This is a genomic window from Roseobacter denitrificans OCh 114 (assembly GCF_000014045.1).
Taxonomy (GTDB): domain Bacteria; phylum Pseudomonadota; class Alphaproteobacteria; order Rhodobacterales; family Rhodobacteraceae; genus Roseobacter; species Roseobacter denitrificans.
In genome coordinates, this window is sequence record NC_008209.1 from 2799164 (window position 1) to 2815453 (window position 16290).

11 protein-coding genes are annotated in these 16290 nt (G+C 60.1%); 4 read left to right on the forward strand and 7 right to left on the reverse strand.

The window, feature by feature from the left end:
- Window positions 1–86: 86 nt before the first annotated feature.
- Entirely contained in the window at window positions 87–1115 is a 1029-nt protein-coding gene (locus RD1_RS13460; RefSeq protein ID WP_044033145.1) for a LacI family DNA-binding transcriptional regulator, read from the forward strand.
- Window positions 1116–1122: 7 nt separating this feature from the next.
- Here RD1_RS13460 and RD1_RS13465 read toward each other — a convergent pair whose 3' ends face one another.
- The 4 genes from RD1_RS13465 to RD1_RS13480 form a co-directional block, all read right to left on the reverse strand.
- A complete protein-coding gene (locus tag RD1_RS13465; RefSeq protein WP_011569063.1) occupies window positions 1123–2166 on the reverse strand; it encodes an acyl carrier protein in 1044 nt (347 codons plus the stop codon).
- A complete protein-coding gene (locus RD1_RS13470) occupies window positions 2163–4352 on the reverse strand; it encodes a thiamine pyrophosphate-dependent enzyme (RefSeq protein WP_011569064.1) in 2190 nt (729 codons plus the stop codon). Before RD1_RS13470 ends, RD1_RS13465 begins: the two co-directional genes overlap by 4 nt.
- A 117-nt stretch (window positions 4353–4469) precedes the next feature.
- Window positions 4470–7823: an adenylate/guanylate cyclase domain-containing protein gene (locus tag RD1_RS13475; RefSeq protein WP_011569065.1), complete on the reverse strand. Its 3354-nt coding sequence runs from the start codon at window positions 7821–7823 to the stop codon at window positions 4470–4472.
- A gap of 85 nt (window positions 7824–7908) precedes the next feature.
- Window positions 7909–9177 carry a patatin-like phospholipase family protein gene (locus RD1_RS13480; protein WP_011569066.1) on the reverse strand — a complete coding sequence of 423 codons (1269 nt, stop codon included), beginning with the start codon at window positions 9175–9177 and terminating at the stop codon, window positions 7909–7911.
- Window positions 9178–9495: 318 nt separating this feature from the next.
- Here RD1_RS13480 and RD1_RS13485 point away from each other — a divergent pair, with 318 nt between their 5' ends.
- The 3 genes from RD1_RS13485 to RD1_RS13495 all read left to right on the forward strand — a co-directional run bounded on the left by RD1_RS13485 (window position 9496) and on the right by RD1_RS13495 (window position 12610).
- A complete protein-coding gene (locus RD1_RS13485) occupies window positions 9496–10464 on the forward strand; it encodes a glycine betaine ABC transporter substrate-binding protein (protein ID WP_011569068.1) in 969 nt (322 codons plus the stop codon).
- Window positions 10465–10536: 72 nt separating this feature from the next.
- Entirely contained in the window at window positions 10537–11571 is a 1035-nt protein-coding gene (locus RD1_RS13490; RefSeq protein ID WP_011569069.1) for an ABC transporter permease, read from the forward strand.
- 10 nt (window positions 11572–11581) lie between these two features.
- Window positions 11582–12610 carry a quaternary amine ABC transporter ATP-binding protein gene (locus tag RD1_RS13495; RefSeq protein ID WP_011569070.1) on the forward strand — a complete coding sequence of 343 codons (1029 nt, stop codon included), beginning with the start codon at window positions 11582–11584 and terminating at the stop codon, window positions 12608–12610.
- On the opposite strand, the gene RD1_RS13500 is transcribed toward RD1_RS13495, so the two are convergent.
- From RD1_RS13500 to RD1_RS13510, 3 genes are read right to left on the reverse strand one after another with little or no spacing between them, the layout of a single operon-like run.
- The gene (locus RD1_RS13500) at window positions 12602–14053 is read right to left on the reverse strand and encodes a mannitol dehydrogenase family protein (RefSeq protein ID WP_011569071.1); all 1452 of its coding nucleotides are present in this window, start codon (window positions 14051–14053) and stop codon (window positions 12602–12604) included. The two genes, RD1_RS13495 and RD1_RS13500, sit on opposite strands and share 9 nt — an antisense overlap.
- Window positions 14050–15456, reverse strand: a complete 1407-nt coding sequence (gene uxaC / locus RD1_RS13505) for a glucuronate isomerase (protein WP_011569072.1) — start codon at window positions 15454–15456, stop codon at window positions 14050–14052. The genes RD1_RS13500 and uxaC overlap by 4 nt, the downstream gene beginning before the upstream one ends.
- Before the next feature lie 52 nt (window positions 15457–15508).
- The gene (locus tag RD1_RS13510) at window positions 15509–16279 is read right to left on the reverse strand and encodes an ABC transporter permease subunit (protein ID WP_245897288.1); all 771 of its coding nucleotides are present in this window, start codon (window positions 16277–16279) and stop codon (window positions 15509–15511) included.
- Window positions 16280–16290 lie beyond the last annotated feature (11 nt).

The window sequence follows — 16290 nt, forward strand, 5'->3', positions numbered from 1 at the left end:
CGTCAGGATGATCTTGACCTTCGAGGTTAGGGGATGAAAATAGTATTGCAAATGTTTTCATAAACCGTGACGTTCGGGTGTTCTATATGGCTGATAAAAATACGAAAAATGCCGATATCGTTGCTGTTGCAAATGCCGCGAAGGTCTCAATTTCCACCGTGTCCCGCAGTTTCAATCACCCCGAGTTGGTGAACCCTGCGACTCGCAAAAAGATCGACCGCGCGGTGCGCAAACTGGGCTATATCCGCAACCGGGCCGCGCAAACCATGCATGGCATTCGCAGTGGTACGATCGGGCTTGTGCTGCCGACCATCGACAATGTGATTTTCGCAGAAGTGATACAGGCCTTTTCCGAAAGCGTGGATGCGCATGGGTTTACAATCCTTGTGGCCTCGCATGGCTATGACCTCGAACGCGAATATGCGGTGCTGCGCAAGTTTCTGGAACACCGCGTGGATGGCGTGGCGCTGATCGGGCTGGATCACAGCGAAGAAACCTATCAGCTGATTGACAGTCAGGCCATTCCGGCCATCACCATATGGAACTATGACGCGGCCTCGCGGCTCTCTTGTGTGGGGGCGGACAACTGGCAGGCGGGCCGTTTGGCCGCACAGCATCTCATTGATCTGGGACATCGCGAAATCGCGGTGGTTTTTCCTCCTGTTGCGGGTAACGACCGGGCGCGCGCCAGACATGACGGGGCGATGTCCGTTTTGTCCCGACACTGCTGCGACCTGCCCCCCGCCTGGACACAGCAGGCGCGCTACAGCATTGCCGATGGCAAAGAGGCGGTGATCAACCTGCTGCGCGCAGACCGGCGCCCAACGGCCATTTTATGCGGCAATGACGTTCTGGCCGTGGGGGCGATTCATGCAGCACGCCGCCTCGATCTCGGGGTGCCAGAGGATTTGTCGATCATCGGCATCGGCGATTTCAAAGGGTCGAAGGAAATGGAACCGGCGCTGACCACCATCAGCCTGCCCGCGCGCGCCATCGGTGAAATCGCCGGGGAGCAGCTGGCCCAGTCCATTGTGCAGGAAGACCACCAGATCCGCCGCACGGACTGCGCCATTTCGCTGGCAAAGCGTGACACATGTCAGGTCTGTACGACCTAGCAGCGTTTCAAAAATCCGCGCACATCAGGCGCGCACGATCCGCATCCAGTCCCATGGACAGAAGCACCGGGGCGCTGCGCTGGCGGCTCTGGAAGTCTTCCTTGCTCGTCATCCCCTGCCACTCGATCGAGATCAGCGCCTGCGCAACCGCCCCGCCGAGCGTGGTGCCCGGACCTGTAATGATGAACAAATCCGGCGCGAATGTGCGCGCGGCAACCGTGATGGCACTGGTGAAATCGTAAGGGGCAACCACCTGATGGCCGAGGGTATAGGCGCGCAGGGCTTCAATCGTGCAGGCCTTGGGATACCACACGGCCCCGCGCCCGTCGATCAGGGGACGCCGCGGCGGCTGGAACAGTGCCGCGCCGAGAACAGCACGCCCCTGCGCCGCGACAGGTTCCTGCAGGGCGGTGTGAAAGGCGGCGTGGTTTGCAAGCCGCATCGGAAAGCGCCCCTGCACCGGTGTAACACTTTGTTCAAACGCGGACAGACCGGCGTCATTCCCCGCGACGACCAGCATGCCGCCCAGATGGATGGAGACCGCAAGGCGGTGATCGGGACGATGGTCGATCTCTGCGACCTGCGCCAGCAATCTGTCCCGCAATCCCGGTATCTGCCGCCAGTTCTCATCCACAAATGGATAAAGGCTTTGCCCGCCGATCATGCTGTCCTGCATCAGCGTGCCCATGGTGTTGACGATCCTGAAGGCATTTTCAGGGGTCGCCGCCCCGGAAACAGCAAGCGCCGAATACCACCCCATCGAATTGCCGGTCACACCGACCACTTCGATCTGCTCCGGTATCTTCTGCGCGTCGAGAAACGATGCGGCATAGATCAGCGCCGAGGCATTGTCACCCCGCGTGTGAACGGCCGTCTGATAGCGCGCGGCACCATCGAGATCAGCCAGCGTCTGCTGACCGAGCGCGGCCCTTTCGCGGTCAAAGGCCGCGAGGTGCGCCATGGCGTCACCGTGATGGCGCGCAAGGTATCCCAGTTCGGATTTCGTATAGGTGCCGCGACCGGGGCAAATCACAACGGCGGTTTTGCTCATGATGCACCCTGCGCCAGTTCGAGTGCCGCAGACACGATCCCCTCGACCGAAGGCAGCGTCGCCGCATAGGCAGGCCCGGTTGCGATAAAACAATCCTCTGCTGTGAGCCGCGCCACCCGGGTCCGCCCCGATTCGGCAAAGAGGCTCAGCAAGGCCTCGGACTGACTGCCCGTGCGGCGGCACTCATCAACGATAAGCACCGACGCACAATCCTGCGTGGCCGCAAGGATCGCCGCATCGGGCTGCGGGGCCAGCCAGCGGATGTCCACGACCCGGGCCGCAATGCCTTGATCTACCAATATTGCGGCTGCCTGTTCAGACAGATACCGCCCGTTGCCATAGGAAACCAGCGCGATATCCGTGCCATCCCCCGCCACGCCCACATCGCCAAGGGCGATCCGCTGATCCGGTGCCGGGTAGTGGTGCAGCCATCCGCCGTCACCCGCCACGTGCAGGTCGCGCATCGGGTAAAGTGCGATCGGCTCGATAAAGACCACCACGCGCTGTTCTTCGCGCGCCAGCCGCACCGCCTCGCGCAGCATCATCGCGGCATCCGCCCCATTGGACGGACATGCGATCACAAGCCCCGGAATGTCGCGCAGAACGGCAAGGCTGTTGTCGTTGTGGAAATGCCCTCCAAAGCCTTTTTGATACCCAAGCCCCGCGATCCGCAGCACCATCGGGTTGGTAAACTGCCCATTTGAAAAGAAGCTGAGCGTCGCTGCCTCACCGCGCAGTTGATCCTCTGCATTGTGCAGATAGGCAAGGAACTGGATTTCCGGGATCGGGATGAAACCGTTATGCGCCAGCCCCAATGCGAGGCCCAGAATGGACTGTTCGTCCAGCAGCGTATCAATGACCCGATCCGGGCCAAATCGCGCTTGCAGCTTTTGCGTCGCACCGTAAACGCCGCCCTTGCGCCCGACGTCCTCTCCCGCGACGATGATTTCCTTATGTGCATGCATCAGATCCGCAAGCGCCCAGCTGATCAGCCGCCCCATGGGCTGCGGCTCTGTCATGGCGCGCATGTCGCTGCCAAACAATGTCTGGCGTTCGCTGGCATCCGGCCCGTTGCTTGGCACGACCTGCCGCGCGGGCGGGATCAGGCTGGCGGCGACGTCTTCGCGGGTTTTCAGGCGCGGCCGCGTCACCGCTTGCGCCGCGATACGTGTGCAGGCGGCGTCTGCCTCATTATAGATGGCGAGCGCGTCTTGCGGTGCGCAGGCCGCGCGCTCGTGCATCAGGCGGACGCTGTGCAACAGGGGGTCATTGGCTTCATCCGCCGCAATCGCCTGCGGGCTGCGATAGGTCGCCTCCACATCTGACCCGGCGTGCCCATAAAGACGCACGGTGCGCAGATGCAGAAACGCAGGCTTGCGGTGGCGCCGCACATATGCCGCCGCAGCCCCCGCAACAGCGAGGGTCTCGGTCATATCCAGACCATTGCAGGCGAAATAGCGCAGGCCCGGACGGTGCGCAAAATTGGCCGCGATCCACCCCTCGGGTGTTGGGGTGGAAATGCCGATGCCATTGTCTTCGCAGACCAGCAGCAGCGGCATGGGTACGGATTGATAACTGCTCCAGCAGGCGGCGTTGATTGCGCCCTGCGCCGTGGAATGATTGGCCGATGCATCGCCAAATGAACACATGACCACCGCATCATAGGGCAGCGTGGAATGGTCAGGTTTCAGACGACGCGCCAGACCAATCGAATAGGCGACCCCCATCGCCTTGGGCAGGTGGCTTGCAATCGTCGAGGTCTGCGGCGGGATGTTGAGCGTCTTGGAGCCCAAGACCTTGTGCCGCCCGCCAGAGATCGGATCATCGCGCGATGCGGCAAAGCTCAGCAGGATGTCCCATGCGGGTGTCTGCCCCGGCACCTGTGCCGCGCGCTGGATCTGAAAAGCGGCGTCACGGTAGTGCAGAAAAGCCATGTCCGTGGGGCGCAGGCTTTCAGCAACCGCCGCCATGCCCTCGTGCCCGCTGGAGCCGATGGTGTAATACCCCTGCCCGGCCTTTTGCATCGCGCGGCTGGTCCTGTCGAGCTGGCGCGACAGGCATTGCGCGCGGAAAATCTCGACCATCTTTTCCGGTGACACATCGCGCCGCGCGGCGGGTCCTTGCGGGAAATCATGCGCTGCGACGCGTTTCAGAAAGGTCTCGTGAACGATCCCAGCACGATCCATCTTTTGATCCTCAGTTCGGGCTTCAGGCGGTTTTTGCCGCGCAGACCCTGCTGGGATTCGAGGCGATTGTCCATGCATGGCAGGTTCTGAAAACAGCGCTTTGAGCAGGCCAACGCATCAATGGGCGGTGGCCCCCACACCTTTCAGTGCAACCAGCGCCGTTTTGGCCAGTTCAACCCCACGGTCGATGTTCAGGTCCTCGAACATGCGCTGTGTGACGGCATAGGCCTCGGCTGCGTCCTGATGGTCGCCCTTGGCAGCGAGGACGTGCCCGTTGACCAGATTGGACCATGCCAGATCGCATTTGCACTGTCGTTCGGTCTGAATCTGAATGGCCGAGGCAATCGACGCCTGCGCGGCAGAAATATCCGGCGCACTGCTTGCGATCTGCACCTCGGTGGCCACGCGCAAGGCGATGGAGCGCGGCCAGGTTTCACCACTTTCCGTCGCTGTCACGACCGCCGCCTCGCTCAGCCGCAGGGCTGTATTCGTATCCCCCTTGGACAACAGGGCCTTGGCCAGAAACGCCTCGAAAGCACCACGGTGAAAGGATGTCCCGAGCGTGCTGCCAAGCTCAAGGCATTGCTCAAGATGGTTGCGCGCTGCGACGATCTCTCCGGCGACAAGACAGGCCTCCCCACGCCATCCCAACGTCAGGTATTTGCGGAACACATCACCGGACTGCTCGCAGATATACAGGCTTTGTTCGAAATCGGGCGTCGCATCAGACAGACGCCCGAACCACCCGTTGACAAGCCCGCGAAACATCAGACAGGCGGCTTCGGTCGGCAGATGTCCAAGTTCATGGGCCAGTTCAACACCGTGATTGGCCGCATCCATCGCCTTTTGGTACTCCCCATGTTGCGCCAGCGCAAAGGCGAGCACGCCCGCTACGGCAGCCTCTTCGATGTGATCACCCACATCATGCATCTGGCGCACGCTTTGCGAGGCATAGTTGATCGCCGCGACAGGTTCGCCAAGCAGGCAGTGCACCCGGGCCAGCAGGTTCACCGGCCCGGTCTTCATCCGTTCGTCGCTATCCCCCAGCTTTTCGGCCAGTTCCAGCGCCTGGCGCGCCAGATCCGCGGCCAGCGCAAACCGGCCCAGCACGTAATATGTGCGCCCCGTCCAGTATTGAATCTGACACAGGCGAATCTTGTGATCGATTTTTTCGGCAAGCGCGCGCGCCATGCCAAGATTGCCGAGGTTGCGTTCGAACTGGTCGCGCGATGAGGCGACATTGGCAAGCTTCAGGATCGCACGGATTTGCAGCTTTGCGGAAGCTTCATCGGAGGGCACGGATTTGGCCATGTCCAGCGCAGACTGGTAATGCGCGGATGCTTCGGTGGAAGCATATCGCGCCGCGGCCGCATCCCCGGCGTGAAAACTGAAGGGGATCGCCTTTTCCACGTCCCCCGCCGCCTTGTAGTGATAGGACAAAACTTCCGGGCTGCGCTCGCTGACCTGCGGGAAGCGTTGCTCCAGAATCTCCGCGATGTCCAGATGAAGCTGGCGCCGCTTGCTGTGCAGCAGGCCTTGATAGGCCGCATCCTTGATCAGCGCATGTTTGAACTCATAGACGACCTCGGGGGCCAACCCGCGCCGGTAGAGCAGTTCCGCATCCACAAGGCGCGTCAGGGCGCCATCCAATGCATCCTCGCTCTTCTGGGTAACAGCCAGCAGCAGCGCGTGCCCAAAGGTGCGCCCCAGCACCGAGGCAAGCTGTGCTGCCTCTTTCGCCGATCCAAGGTGGTCGAGCCGGGCCATCAGGGAATCCTGCAACGAATCCGGAATGGCCGTCGCGCCGAGCGGCCCGGTCAACTCGTAGCGCCCGTTCACAAGCTTCAGCAGGTCCATCTCAAGCACCAGCTTGGTCAACTCCTCGATAAACAGCGGCACGCCATCCGTCTTGGACCAGATATGATCCAGCACCTCATCGGGCAGCGGTCGCCCCCCGGTCACCCCCTCGATCAACTCGATGCTTTCAGGTCGGCTGAGGTGGCGCAGACGCAGCATCGTCAAATGCGGCTGCTTGCTCCAGGGGGGGTCGAAATCAGCGCGGAACGCAGGCACAACGAGAATGCGCGATGTGCGCACATGCTCGACCAGAAGCCCCAGAAACTCGCGGGTCGAATGGTCGGCCCACTGCAAGTCTTCCACCAAGATCAGCAAGGGGGTCTGATCGGACAGCGCCTGAATGATCGACACAAGCGCCTTGAGTGTTTGTTTTTTCTGATCTTCCAGCGTCAGAACCGGTGCGTTGTAGCGCCCTGCGGCGGGCAAACTCAGCATCGCGGCCAGCAAGGAGCCGTATTCCGCCACATCAAACCCAAGCCCGGACAGATAGGCATCAAGCTTGTCGAGCATGGCCGATGGCGTGTTGTCCGCCTCCGCCTGCAGGGTACGTTCAAAGAAATCAATCAGCGGGTGAAACGGCGTGTCTTGCCGATAACTCGAACATACGAAACTGATCGCCGTGCAATTCTGCGCCAGAACCTGGGTCTGGAAATGCTGCAGGACGCGTGACTTGCCAACACCGGGTTCACCGGACACAAGCACGATCTGCCCATCCCCGCCCTTGGCCTGATCCCATCTGTTTACGAGGAGGCTCAGTTCCTCCTTGCGCCCCGCCATGGGGGTCAGGCCACGTTGCAGTTTAGCTTCAAAACTGCTGCGCGCCTCGGTGCTTTCGCACACCCGGAACACTTCGATCGGGTCAGAAATGCCTTTGAGGGTCTGCGCACCCAACGGCTCGCAGATAAACAGCCCTTCAACCAGACGATGGGTCCGCCGGCCGATGACAACCGTGCCCGGCTCCGCAAGAGACTGCAGCCGCGCGGCGATGTTGGGCGTATCCCCCACGATCGCCATCTTTTCGCGCTGCTCGCCCGCGCCGATATCTGCCGCAACAACAAGACCCGTGTTCACGCCGATGCGCACATTCAGGCAGACGTCCGGTGCGGAGAAATCCTTGTTCAGCGCCTCAACCGCCGAGATAATCGCAAGACCTGCGCGGATCGCCCGTTGCGGATCGTCTTCATGCGCCTGTGGGTATCCGAAATAGATCAGCAGCCCGTCGCCCATGAAATTCCCGATGAAACCGCCGAATTGTTCGACCACCTCGGCACAGGCCACCCGGTAGGCTGTCAGCAAGCCGGTCATCTCTTCGGGGTCCAACTGCTCGGAGATCACAGTCGAGCCGACAAGATCACAGAACATCACCGTAAGCTGGCGGCGGTCCCCTTCGAAGGCGTATGGTTTTGCCGGATCAGCCGGGGCTGGCCGGGGTGCCGGAACGGGCGCGGATTTGCTGTGCGAGATCGCGACCCCGCAGCCGCCACAAAACGCATCCTCCGGCTCATTCGAAAAACCGCATGACGCACAGGCAACCGGAAGCGCCGCTCCGCAACTGCTGCAAAAACGCCGTCCCGCACGATTTGCGGTGTCGCAATTCAGACATTCAATACTCATGCGTCCGTTCCCCTGTCGGCACTTGGCTGCGCCTTTTTATACTCAACGGTTTTCCCCTATATCCCTTAGGGTAGCAAAGCGCGCTCTATTTGTCTTTGCTTGCCGTCGATTGTTTTTTGGCGCTTTTTTCCGGCCCGTAGGATTGTTCGAACATCTGCGCCGCATAGGCAAAGGCGGTGATCAGATCCTTGTCGTTTTCCTTGCCCTTGGCCTTGGCCAGTTTCTCGAATTCCTTTTTCAGCACCGCCCCTTTGGTCGGGGCCGCGCTCTTGGTGGCCGTTTTGACGACGTCCATCATCTCCTTGTCCATGCCCTTCTGCGCGATCGTCTCAATCGTCTTCTTGGGAGTTTTATCGTTGGTCGCCTTGAGCTTGGCCTTATGCTTCTGCGCAAATTCGGTCCCGGTTTTATAACCGATGTCAAACAGGGTGGACATGTTCGAATAGGACCAGTCCAGAACCTTGGGCCATTGTTCATCCGAGATGTTGTCGCGAAACGGCATGCGCAAAACATCGACACCTTCAAGCTGCGCGCCCGTGCTTTCATAGTTTGCCGAATCCATCTCAGCGATGCGCGTCAACGGGTTGATGATGGAATGCACCCAGGCATCATAGAGGTTTTCCGGCTCGGCGATCAGCTTTCGCTGGCCGAGGATGTCGAAATAGATGACCGTATCGACCAGATTGCGGCTCATCACATTGCCCGGACTGAAGGCCAGCGTGTCAAAGGCCGATCCCTCAAGATATGTCTTGCCGTCCATCTTGTAGGGGGCATAAATCAAGGGCATCGCGAGGGCCGCCTTGAAATGATCGGAGGTGATTTCCTCCTTGGAAAAGCTCACCTCTGCTTCGTCCTCAATGCAATAGGCCGACATCAGAAACTCGCCATCAAAGTCGCGCAGCTTGTCGAAATCCACCACCAGATCAATCCATGGTGGCGGCTGGCACATTCCGTTTTGCTTGGGATTTAAATCGCTGGGGCAGAAGGCCGCGACCCAGAATTGCGTGATATCCGACATGAAACGCTGCGCTTCGTTCTCGCGGGGCATCGCCGCGAGCCATGTCTGGTGAAATTTGGTATAGACTTCGGCCATGGGGCCGGCCTTGTGAAAGATTTTGTAATTGACCGGGAACACATTGTAGATGCTGTCGTGTACCCCCATTTCACGGGTCGCCTGCAACGTCTCCTTGCGCGTGCCGTTGCGCGGCGCGGCATACATCAATCCGATCAGCATGCCTGCGCCGGTCGTCGAAACCACTTCGAATTCAATGCCCGCGTCATCCAGCGCCAAAAGCGCGCCCGACATCAACGGAAGGTTGGGTGCACCGCCCCCCAAGACAAGTCCAATAGCCATCTAAAATATCCCTAATATGCTGCGCGCAATCGTTCCGTCATGCGTGGCTTTCTGTCAAGCCTGCGCAACCGTTTGACGATACGTGCCCAAACAACCATCACCGACCGGGCAAAAGGCGCAGGCCGGCGCGGTGCGGCGTTCCATACTTGACCATGCTGACGCAGCTACCTACTCATTCAGGTGTGTTTTTTTGCCCCCCGCCGAGGGAAACGACGTTCCATCGGCATGATCAGCGTGGCGGGCGATTGGCTGAAGCAGAAAATAAACTGATCAGCGCCCAAAAAAGAGGCGCTTTGATCATACAAACGGGAGATATCGATGAAATTCAAGACATTCACAGCCGGGTTGTGCCTTTCAGCGGGTTTGACAGCAGGGGCCGCCTATGCCGACTGCGGGTCCGTTTCGATCACGGAAATGGACTGGGCATCTGCATCTGTTGTTACCTCGGTCGCGAGCTTCCTGATGACGCAAGGCTATAGCTGCGATGTCACCGTCGTGCCCACAACGACTGTCCCGGCCATGACATCGGTCGCAGAAACCGGTCAGCCCGATATTCTCACCGAACTATGGACAAGCTACACCGAAGTCTACGAAGAGCTGGTGGCCGACGGGAAACTGGTCGAACTGTCCAAGGTGCTCTCGGATGGCGGTGTCGAGGCGTGGTGGATCCCGCAATACCTTGCGGATGCACATCCCGAACTGACGACGCTGGAGGGGATCAAGGCCAACCCTGACCTCGTCGGGGGGCTGTTTCATGACTGCCCGTCAGGCTGGGGCTGTGACATCACGAACAACAACAATTTCAAGGCGTCCGGTCTGGCCGAAGCCGGCGTCGAACGCTTCCAGCACGGCTCTGGTGAGACGCTCGCCACTGCAATCGCCGCCGCCTATGAAGCGCAGGAGCCGTGGTTCGGATATTACTGGGCACCCACCTCCGTACTGGGCAAATACCCGATGGTGCAAGTTGAAATGCCCCCCTATGATGAGGCCACACACACCTGTAACGGCCTTGAGGATTGCGCCACACCCGGCCTGTCTGCCTACCCGAGGTCGAATGTGGTAACTGCCGTAACGACAGACTTCTCGGAGCGCGAACCTGATGTGGCGCAGATGCTTGCCAAGATGAGCTTTACCAACGCACAGATGGGCGAAGTTCTGGCATGGCAGGAAACCAACAACGCCTCGAACGAAGAGGCCGCAGTCTATTTCCTCACCAATTACAAAGACACCTGGGCGGCATGGCTCAACGACGATGCCCGCGCCAGGCTGAGCGCCCTGCTGCAATAACCCCGCAGCGGTACGAACAACCGTGCAGCGCCTCACGAACGGGCGCTGCACAGGACATCAAAAGGGATTTGCATGGCGTATTACGACGGTCTGTTTGATAGGTTGGGACTGCGTGACTGGTGCGATCAAAGCGTTGAAACCGCGCCCACGTCGATGCAGGCTTTGCTCGGCCAATTGGGCGGGGGTGACACGGAACAGACGATAGCGCGTATCCCCTTCCCCTCCCTTGATACGCTGCATGACTCCTGCGCCCAGATCCCGCAGACCCGCGATATGACCGCCGGGGTGGAGAATACGTTTCTGGCCGCCCGCGAAAGCCTCAAACTGGTGCTGGACCCGATCACGCAACCGCTTTCATGGATGCTGGATGGCGCCTTGTGGCTATTTACCACCACGCCGTGGTTCATCATCGTGCCCCTGCTTGTGGCCCTGACATGGTATGTGGCGCGATCCATCGGCGTGACCCTGTTCGTTGCCGTCTCTTTCCTGTTTCTGGGGTTCATTGACCATCTGGATGTGGCGTTGGAAACCCTGTCGATCATCTTTGTCTGCACCGGTTTGTCGGTTGCCCTAGGCGTGCCGATTGGTATCGCCATGTCACGCTCCAACACCCTGCAACGCATGATCGTGCCCATCCTTGACCTGTTGCAGACCCTGCCCACCTTCGTCTATCTCATCCCGCTGATCTTTTTGTTTTCGGTCACGGAATCCAAGCTCTACGGGATCGCGATCATCCTTTACGCCATTGTCCCGGTAATCCGCCTGACCGACCTAGGCATCCGGCTGGTCGACCCGGATGTGATCGAGGCCGCAGACGCCTTTGGCATGACAAAACGCCAGAAACTCTGGGGGGTGCAGTTGCCACTGGCGCTTCCCAATATCATGGCGGGCGTCAATCAGACCATCATGATGAGCCTCGCGATGGTGGTGATTGCGTCGCTTGTCTCTGCCCCGGGCCTTGGGGTGCTGGTGCTGCGCGGCATCCGCAATCTGGAACTTGGCGTCGGGATTGTCGCGGGTTTTGGCATCGTCTTGCTGGCCGTCATCCTTGACCGCGCCTCCAAGGCGGCCTTGGGGCGCATCGACAAGAACAAGAATGCACATTGAGACCCGAAGCATGAAGCCTGAACCCAAAGTCAGATTGCGCGGCGTCTACAAGATTTTCGGCCCGCGCGACAAGCAGATGGTGGAACGGGTGCAAAACGGTCTGAACAAGGAAAGCCTGCTGAACGATCACGGGCATGTGCTGGGGTTGCAGGATATCAACGTCGATATGCAGGCCGGTGAGATCACGGTCGTGATGGGGCTCTCAGGGTCGGGGAAAAGCACGCTGATCCGACATCTCAATCGTCTGATCGACCCGACAGCGGGTGAAATCCTCGTGGACGGTCAGGACGTCACCAAGCTAAGCGCGCAAGATTTGCGGGCCTTGCGCCAGACGAAAATGGCGATGGTCTTTCAGAAATTCGCCCTGCTGCCACATCGGACGGTATTGCAGAACGCAGCCACCGCACTGGCCGTTCAGGGCGCGGACCGTGCGACGCAGGAACAGGAAGCGCAACGCTGGCTCACCCGTGTCGGTTTGGCTGGGTATGAAGATCGCTATCCCGCACAGCTCTCGGGCGGCATGCAACAACGGGTGGGCATCGCGCGCGCGCTGACCGCCGGAACAGACATCATGCTGATGGACGAGGCGTTTTCAGCGCTGGATCCGCTGATCCGAACGGACATGCAGGATTTGCTGCTCGAACTTCAGGTTGAACTGAAAAAGACAGTCGTCTTCATCACGCACGACCTTGATGAAGCGCTGAAACTGGCGGATCATCTGGTGATCCTCAAGGATGGCGCGGTCATCCAACAGGGGGAGCCGCAGGGCATCCTGCTCAATCCCGCCGATCCTTACATCGAGGACTTTGTCAGCGACATCAACCGCGCCCGCGTCCTGCGTGTCCGCTCGGTGATGAAACCGCTCGCCGATGTGCCCTTTGCCGGTGATGTCGCCGCGCATGACACGCTGGAGCAGTTGATCGCGCTTTCCGGGGGGGATACGACCCTTACCTACCGCGTGATGCAGGACGATGTGCCCGTCGGCATTCTGGACATGAAAGAACTCGTCCGCGCGCTGGTCCCGCGTGTCTCAAGCTGAGCCGCGCGCCACGTAATCCGCCACGGCGCCCCCTGCCCCCTTGGATACCAGCGTTTCGTAAGCACCGTGCACCGCCCGCCTGAAATCCGGATTGGACGCGAGCGCTTCGTCAAAAACGTCACGGATGTCCAAAAGCGCATCGACCTTGCCCGCAGCACTCTGCGCACTGTCCGAGGCCGCCCTGAGCCTTGCCGCCAGCGGGTCGCGCACATCTATCGCCGCACCGTTTTCATCCACGCCTCCCACGTAGCGCATCCATCCCGCCACCGCGAGGCAGAGACCGTCCGGTGCGCGCCCGGCCGCATACCCATCGGCAATTGTGCCCAGAATACGCTGCGGCAGTTTTTGCGACCCATCCATCGCGATCTGCCATGTCAGATGCCGAATGGCCGGGTTTTGATACCGCGCCAGCAAGGCGGCCACATAGGCCTGTAGATCCTCACCTTCTGGCGCAGGAATGGTCGGCAGGATTTCACGATGCCAAAGCGTGGTACACAGCGCCGCAAAGGAGGCATCCGCCACGGTTTCGGCAATCGTTTCGTAGCCCGCGAGATAGCCGAGATAGGCCAGCGTTGAATGGGTGCCATTGAGGCATCGCAGCTTCATCTTTTCATGCGCGGTAACGGAAGTGACGAATTGCGCACCCACCTTGTCCCAGGCCGGTCGCAGACCATCGACAAAGTCATCTTCGATCACCCATTGGCGAAACGCTTCATGACGCACGAGGGCCGCATCATGATAGCCGCTGCGCTGGGCCAGCGCGTCGATATCCGCCGGTGTCGTGGCAGGCGTGATGCGATCCACCATGGTGGATGGAAAACGGGCCTGCTGCGCGATCCATGCGGCCAGTTCCGGGTCGCGCTTGCGGGCAAACTCCAGAATGATGCGCCGTGTTGTGGCCCCGTTGTCTGGCAGGTTGTCACAACTCAGCACGCTAAAGGGTCTTTCATCGACTGCCCTGCGCCGTGCGAGCGCCTTAACGATCAGGCCGGGTGCGGTTTTGGGCATGGCCGGGGTGCTCAGATCATGCTGCACGTCCGGATGTTGCACATCCAGCCCGCCGGTCGAGGGATCACGACAATACCCTTTTTCCGTGATGGTGAGCGAGACGATTTTGACATCTGCCCGCGCCATGGCGCGCAGCACAGCATCGGGATTTTGAGGGGCGACCATCACGTCTGAAATCGCGTTAACAAGGCGCGTTTCCTCCCCTTCCGGCCCCATCGAGACGGATGTGTAAACGCAGCCTTGCGGCGCAAGTTCCTCCCGCGCGCGCGCGCTTTGCAGGCTGACGGCAAGGATCCCCCAATCGCCCCCGTTGAGGGCCATCGCCTCATCCGTATAGACGGCGTTAAACGCGCGGAAGAACGCACCCGGGCCAAGGTGGACCATGCCGATCCCTGGCGCTTTGTTCTGGCGTTGCAAGCGGGGTGGCATGGTCATAACCGATAGGCCTCCTTTGCCAGACGGTAGGTCAGATCATAGGCCAGATCCAAGGCTTCGGCCTCTGTCAGCCGACCCGTCCTGACCAGCGTCGCCAGATAGGCACAGTCCGAGCGGCGCGCCACATCGTGACGTGCGGGAATGGAACAGAACGCACGCGTATCGTCATTGAACCCGGCCGTGTTGTAAAACCCGCAGGTTTCGGTCGTGGTTTCGCGGAAGCGCTTGATCCCCTCATAGCTGTCAAAAAACCACCAGGGCGGCCCTAGTTTCAGCGCCGGATAAGCCCCCGCGAGTGGTGCCAGTTCGCGGCTGTATGTGGTCTCATCCAGCGTGAACAGAATGATGTTCAGCGCAGGTTCCATGCCGACCGCATCCAGCAGAGGGCGCAGATCCTGCACGTAATCCGTGCGACCGGGGATATCGAACCCCTTGTCCCGGCCAAAGCGCGCGAACATCTGCGCACTGTGGTTGCGGCGCGACCCGGGATGGATTTGCAGCACAAGCCCGTCCTCAAGGCTCATCCGCGCCATTTCGGTCAACATATGGCCGCGAAACACATCTTGCTCCTCGGGGGAACACTGCCCGCTCAGCGCCTTTTGGAACAGCGCAGCCGCCTCTGCCTGTGGCAGATCGGCGGTGCGTGCCGAAGGATGACCGTGATCCGAGGCCGTGGCGCCGAGTGATTTGAAAAACGCCCGACGCGCCGCATGTGCATTCAGATACCCCTGCCAGGTGCTTGTGTCCTCGCCGGTCAGCGCCCCCAGCTGCGCGACGTTTTCCGCGAAGCCCTCAAACGCCGGATCCACCACCGCGTCCGGCCTGTAGGTGGTCACCACCCGGCCCGACCAGCCGCTGTCCCGGATTTCGCGGTGCCAGCGCAGATCGTCCAGCGCCCCTTCGGTGGTGGCAAGCACCTCAACATTGAAACGCTCGAACAGCGCGCGAGGGCGGAACGCATCCGTTTGCAGCTTGGCCTCGATATGATCATAGCATGCATCCGCTGTTTCGCCGCTCAGCGGTGTGGTGAGATCAAAGACATGCTCAAAGGAATGGTTCAGCCACATCGCCGAAGGCGTGCCGCGAAAGAGATGGAAGTGCTGCGCAAACAAACGCCATATCTTGCGCGGGTCGGTTTCGACCTCGCCCCCGTCAACACGCGGTATGCCCAGATCCTCAGGCGCGACGCCCTGACTGATCAACATGCGAAACACATAGTGATCAGGGATCACGAACAGGGCCGCCGGGTTTTCAAACCGTTGATTTTCGGCGAACCAGCGCGGGTCACAATGGCCATGCGGGCTGATGATCGGCAGATCACAAACAGAGGCGTAAAGGCCACGCGCCAAGGCTCTTGCCGATGGCTCAATCGGAAACAATCGTTCGGGATCAGTCAGGCCCATATGCTTGTCCTCAAATAGTGCGTCACCGCAGTGATAGGTCAGTAATCAGGCTTTAGAAAGAGTCCTTGCTGTCGGCAAGGGCATGGAAAAAATAACGCTGGAAAATGATGATCAGAATGAGCGGTGGCAGAAGCGTCAGCACCGCCAGCGCCATGCCGGGGCCGCTCTCCAGACCAATGAGGCGGATGCCACGCACGACCGTATAGGTGGTTTCATCCGTGCTCAGCATCAACGGCCAGAGGTATTGGTGCCAGCCGATCATGAAAGAAACAACGAAGATCGCCCCACCGCGACGCCGTGCCAACGGCAGGATGAAATCGCGGAAAAACATCACAGGCCCGGCGCCATCCAGCTTGGCCGCTTCAAGGTATTCATTCGGAAAAGACAGCAGCAATTGGCGAAAGAACAGCGTGCCCAAAGCCAGCGCAAGAGCCGGCAGGATCATACCCAACTGCGTGTTGACCAAGCCCAGTGTTGCGGCCACCTGAAAAGTTGTCACGAACCGGCTCTCCAAGGGTAAGAGCAGTGTTGCCATCGTCAGCCAGAACATGAAACCCGCCAGCGGCAGACGGAAATAGACCAGCGCATAAGCCGCGCAAAGCGAAAACACCGTCGTCAGGCTGGCCAGCCCCGTCGCCACGATCAGCGAGTTCCGGAGCATGGCAAACGCGCTGATCTGATCGGTGAACCCGGCCTTGAGGCTGATGACGTCGCTGTAGTTTTGCAGCGCATCGCCGCCCGGTGTGATCTGCAAACCGTCGATATTCAGCGCGCCGCTGCTGTGCGTCGATGCGATCAGCAACAAGAACACGGGCAGGATCATTAAGCCTGTTC

Bases quoted from the DNA above. Each gene is read 5' to 3' on its own strand.
- RD1_RS13460 (WP_044033145.1), top strand. From the start codon at position 87: ATGGCTGATAAAAATACGAAAAATGCCGATATCGTTGCTGTTGCAAAT.
- RD1_RS13465 (WP_011569063.1), bottom strand. From the start codon at position 2,166: ATGAGCAAAACCGCCGTTGTGATTTGCCCCGGTCGCGGCACCTATACG.
- RD1_RS13470 (WP_011569064.1), bottom strand. From the start codon at position 4,352: ATGGATCGTGCTGGGATCGTTCACGAGACCTTTCTGAAACGCGTCGCA.
- RD1_RS13475 (WP_011569065.1), bottom strand. From the start codon at position 7,823: ATGAGTATTGAATGTCTGAATTGCGACACCGCAAATCGTGCGGGACGG.
- RD1_RS13480 (WP_011569066.1), bottom strand. From the start codon at position 9,177: ATGGCTATTGGACTTGTCTTGGGGGGCGGTGCACCCAACCTTCCGTTG.
- RD1_RS13485 (WP_011569068.1), top strand. From the start codon at position 9,496: ATGAAATTCAAGACATTCACAGCCGGGTTGTGCCTTTCAGCGGGTTTG.
- RD1_RS13490 (WP_011569069.1), top strand. From the start codon at position 10,537: ATGGCGTATTACGACGGTCTGTTTGATAGGTTGGGACTGCGTGACTGG.
- RD1_RS13495 (WP_011569070.1), top strand. From the start codon at position 11,582: ATGAAGCCTGAACCCAAAGTCAGATTGCGCGGCGTCTACAAGATTTTC.
- RD1_RS13500 (WP_011569071.1), bottom strand. From the start codon at position 14,053: ATGACCATGCCACCCCGCTTGCAACGCCAGAACAAAGCGCCAGGGATC.
- uxaC (WP_011569072.1), bottom strand. From the start codon at position 15,456: ATGGGCCTGACTGATCCCGAACGATTGTTTCCGATTGAGCCATCGGCA.
- RD1_RS13510 (WP_245897288.1), bottom strand. From the start codon at position 16,279: ATGATCCTGCCCGTGTTCTTGTTGCTGATCGCATCGACGCACAGCAGC.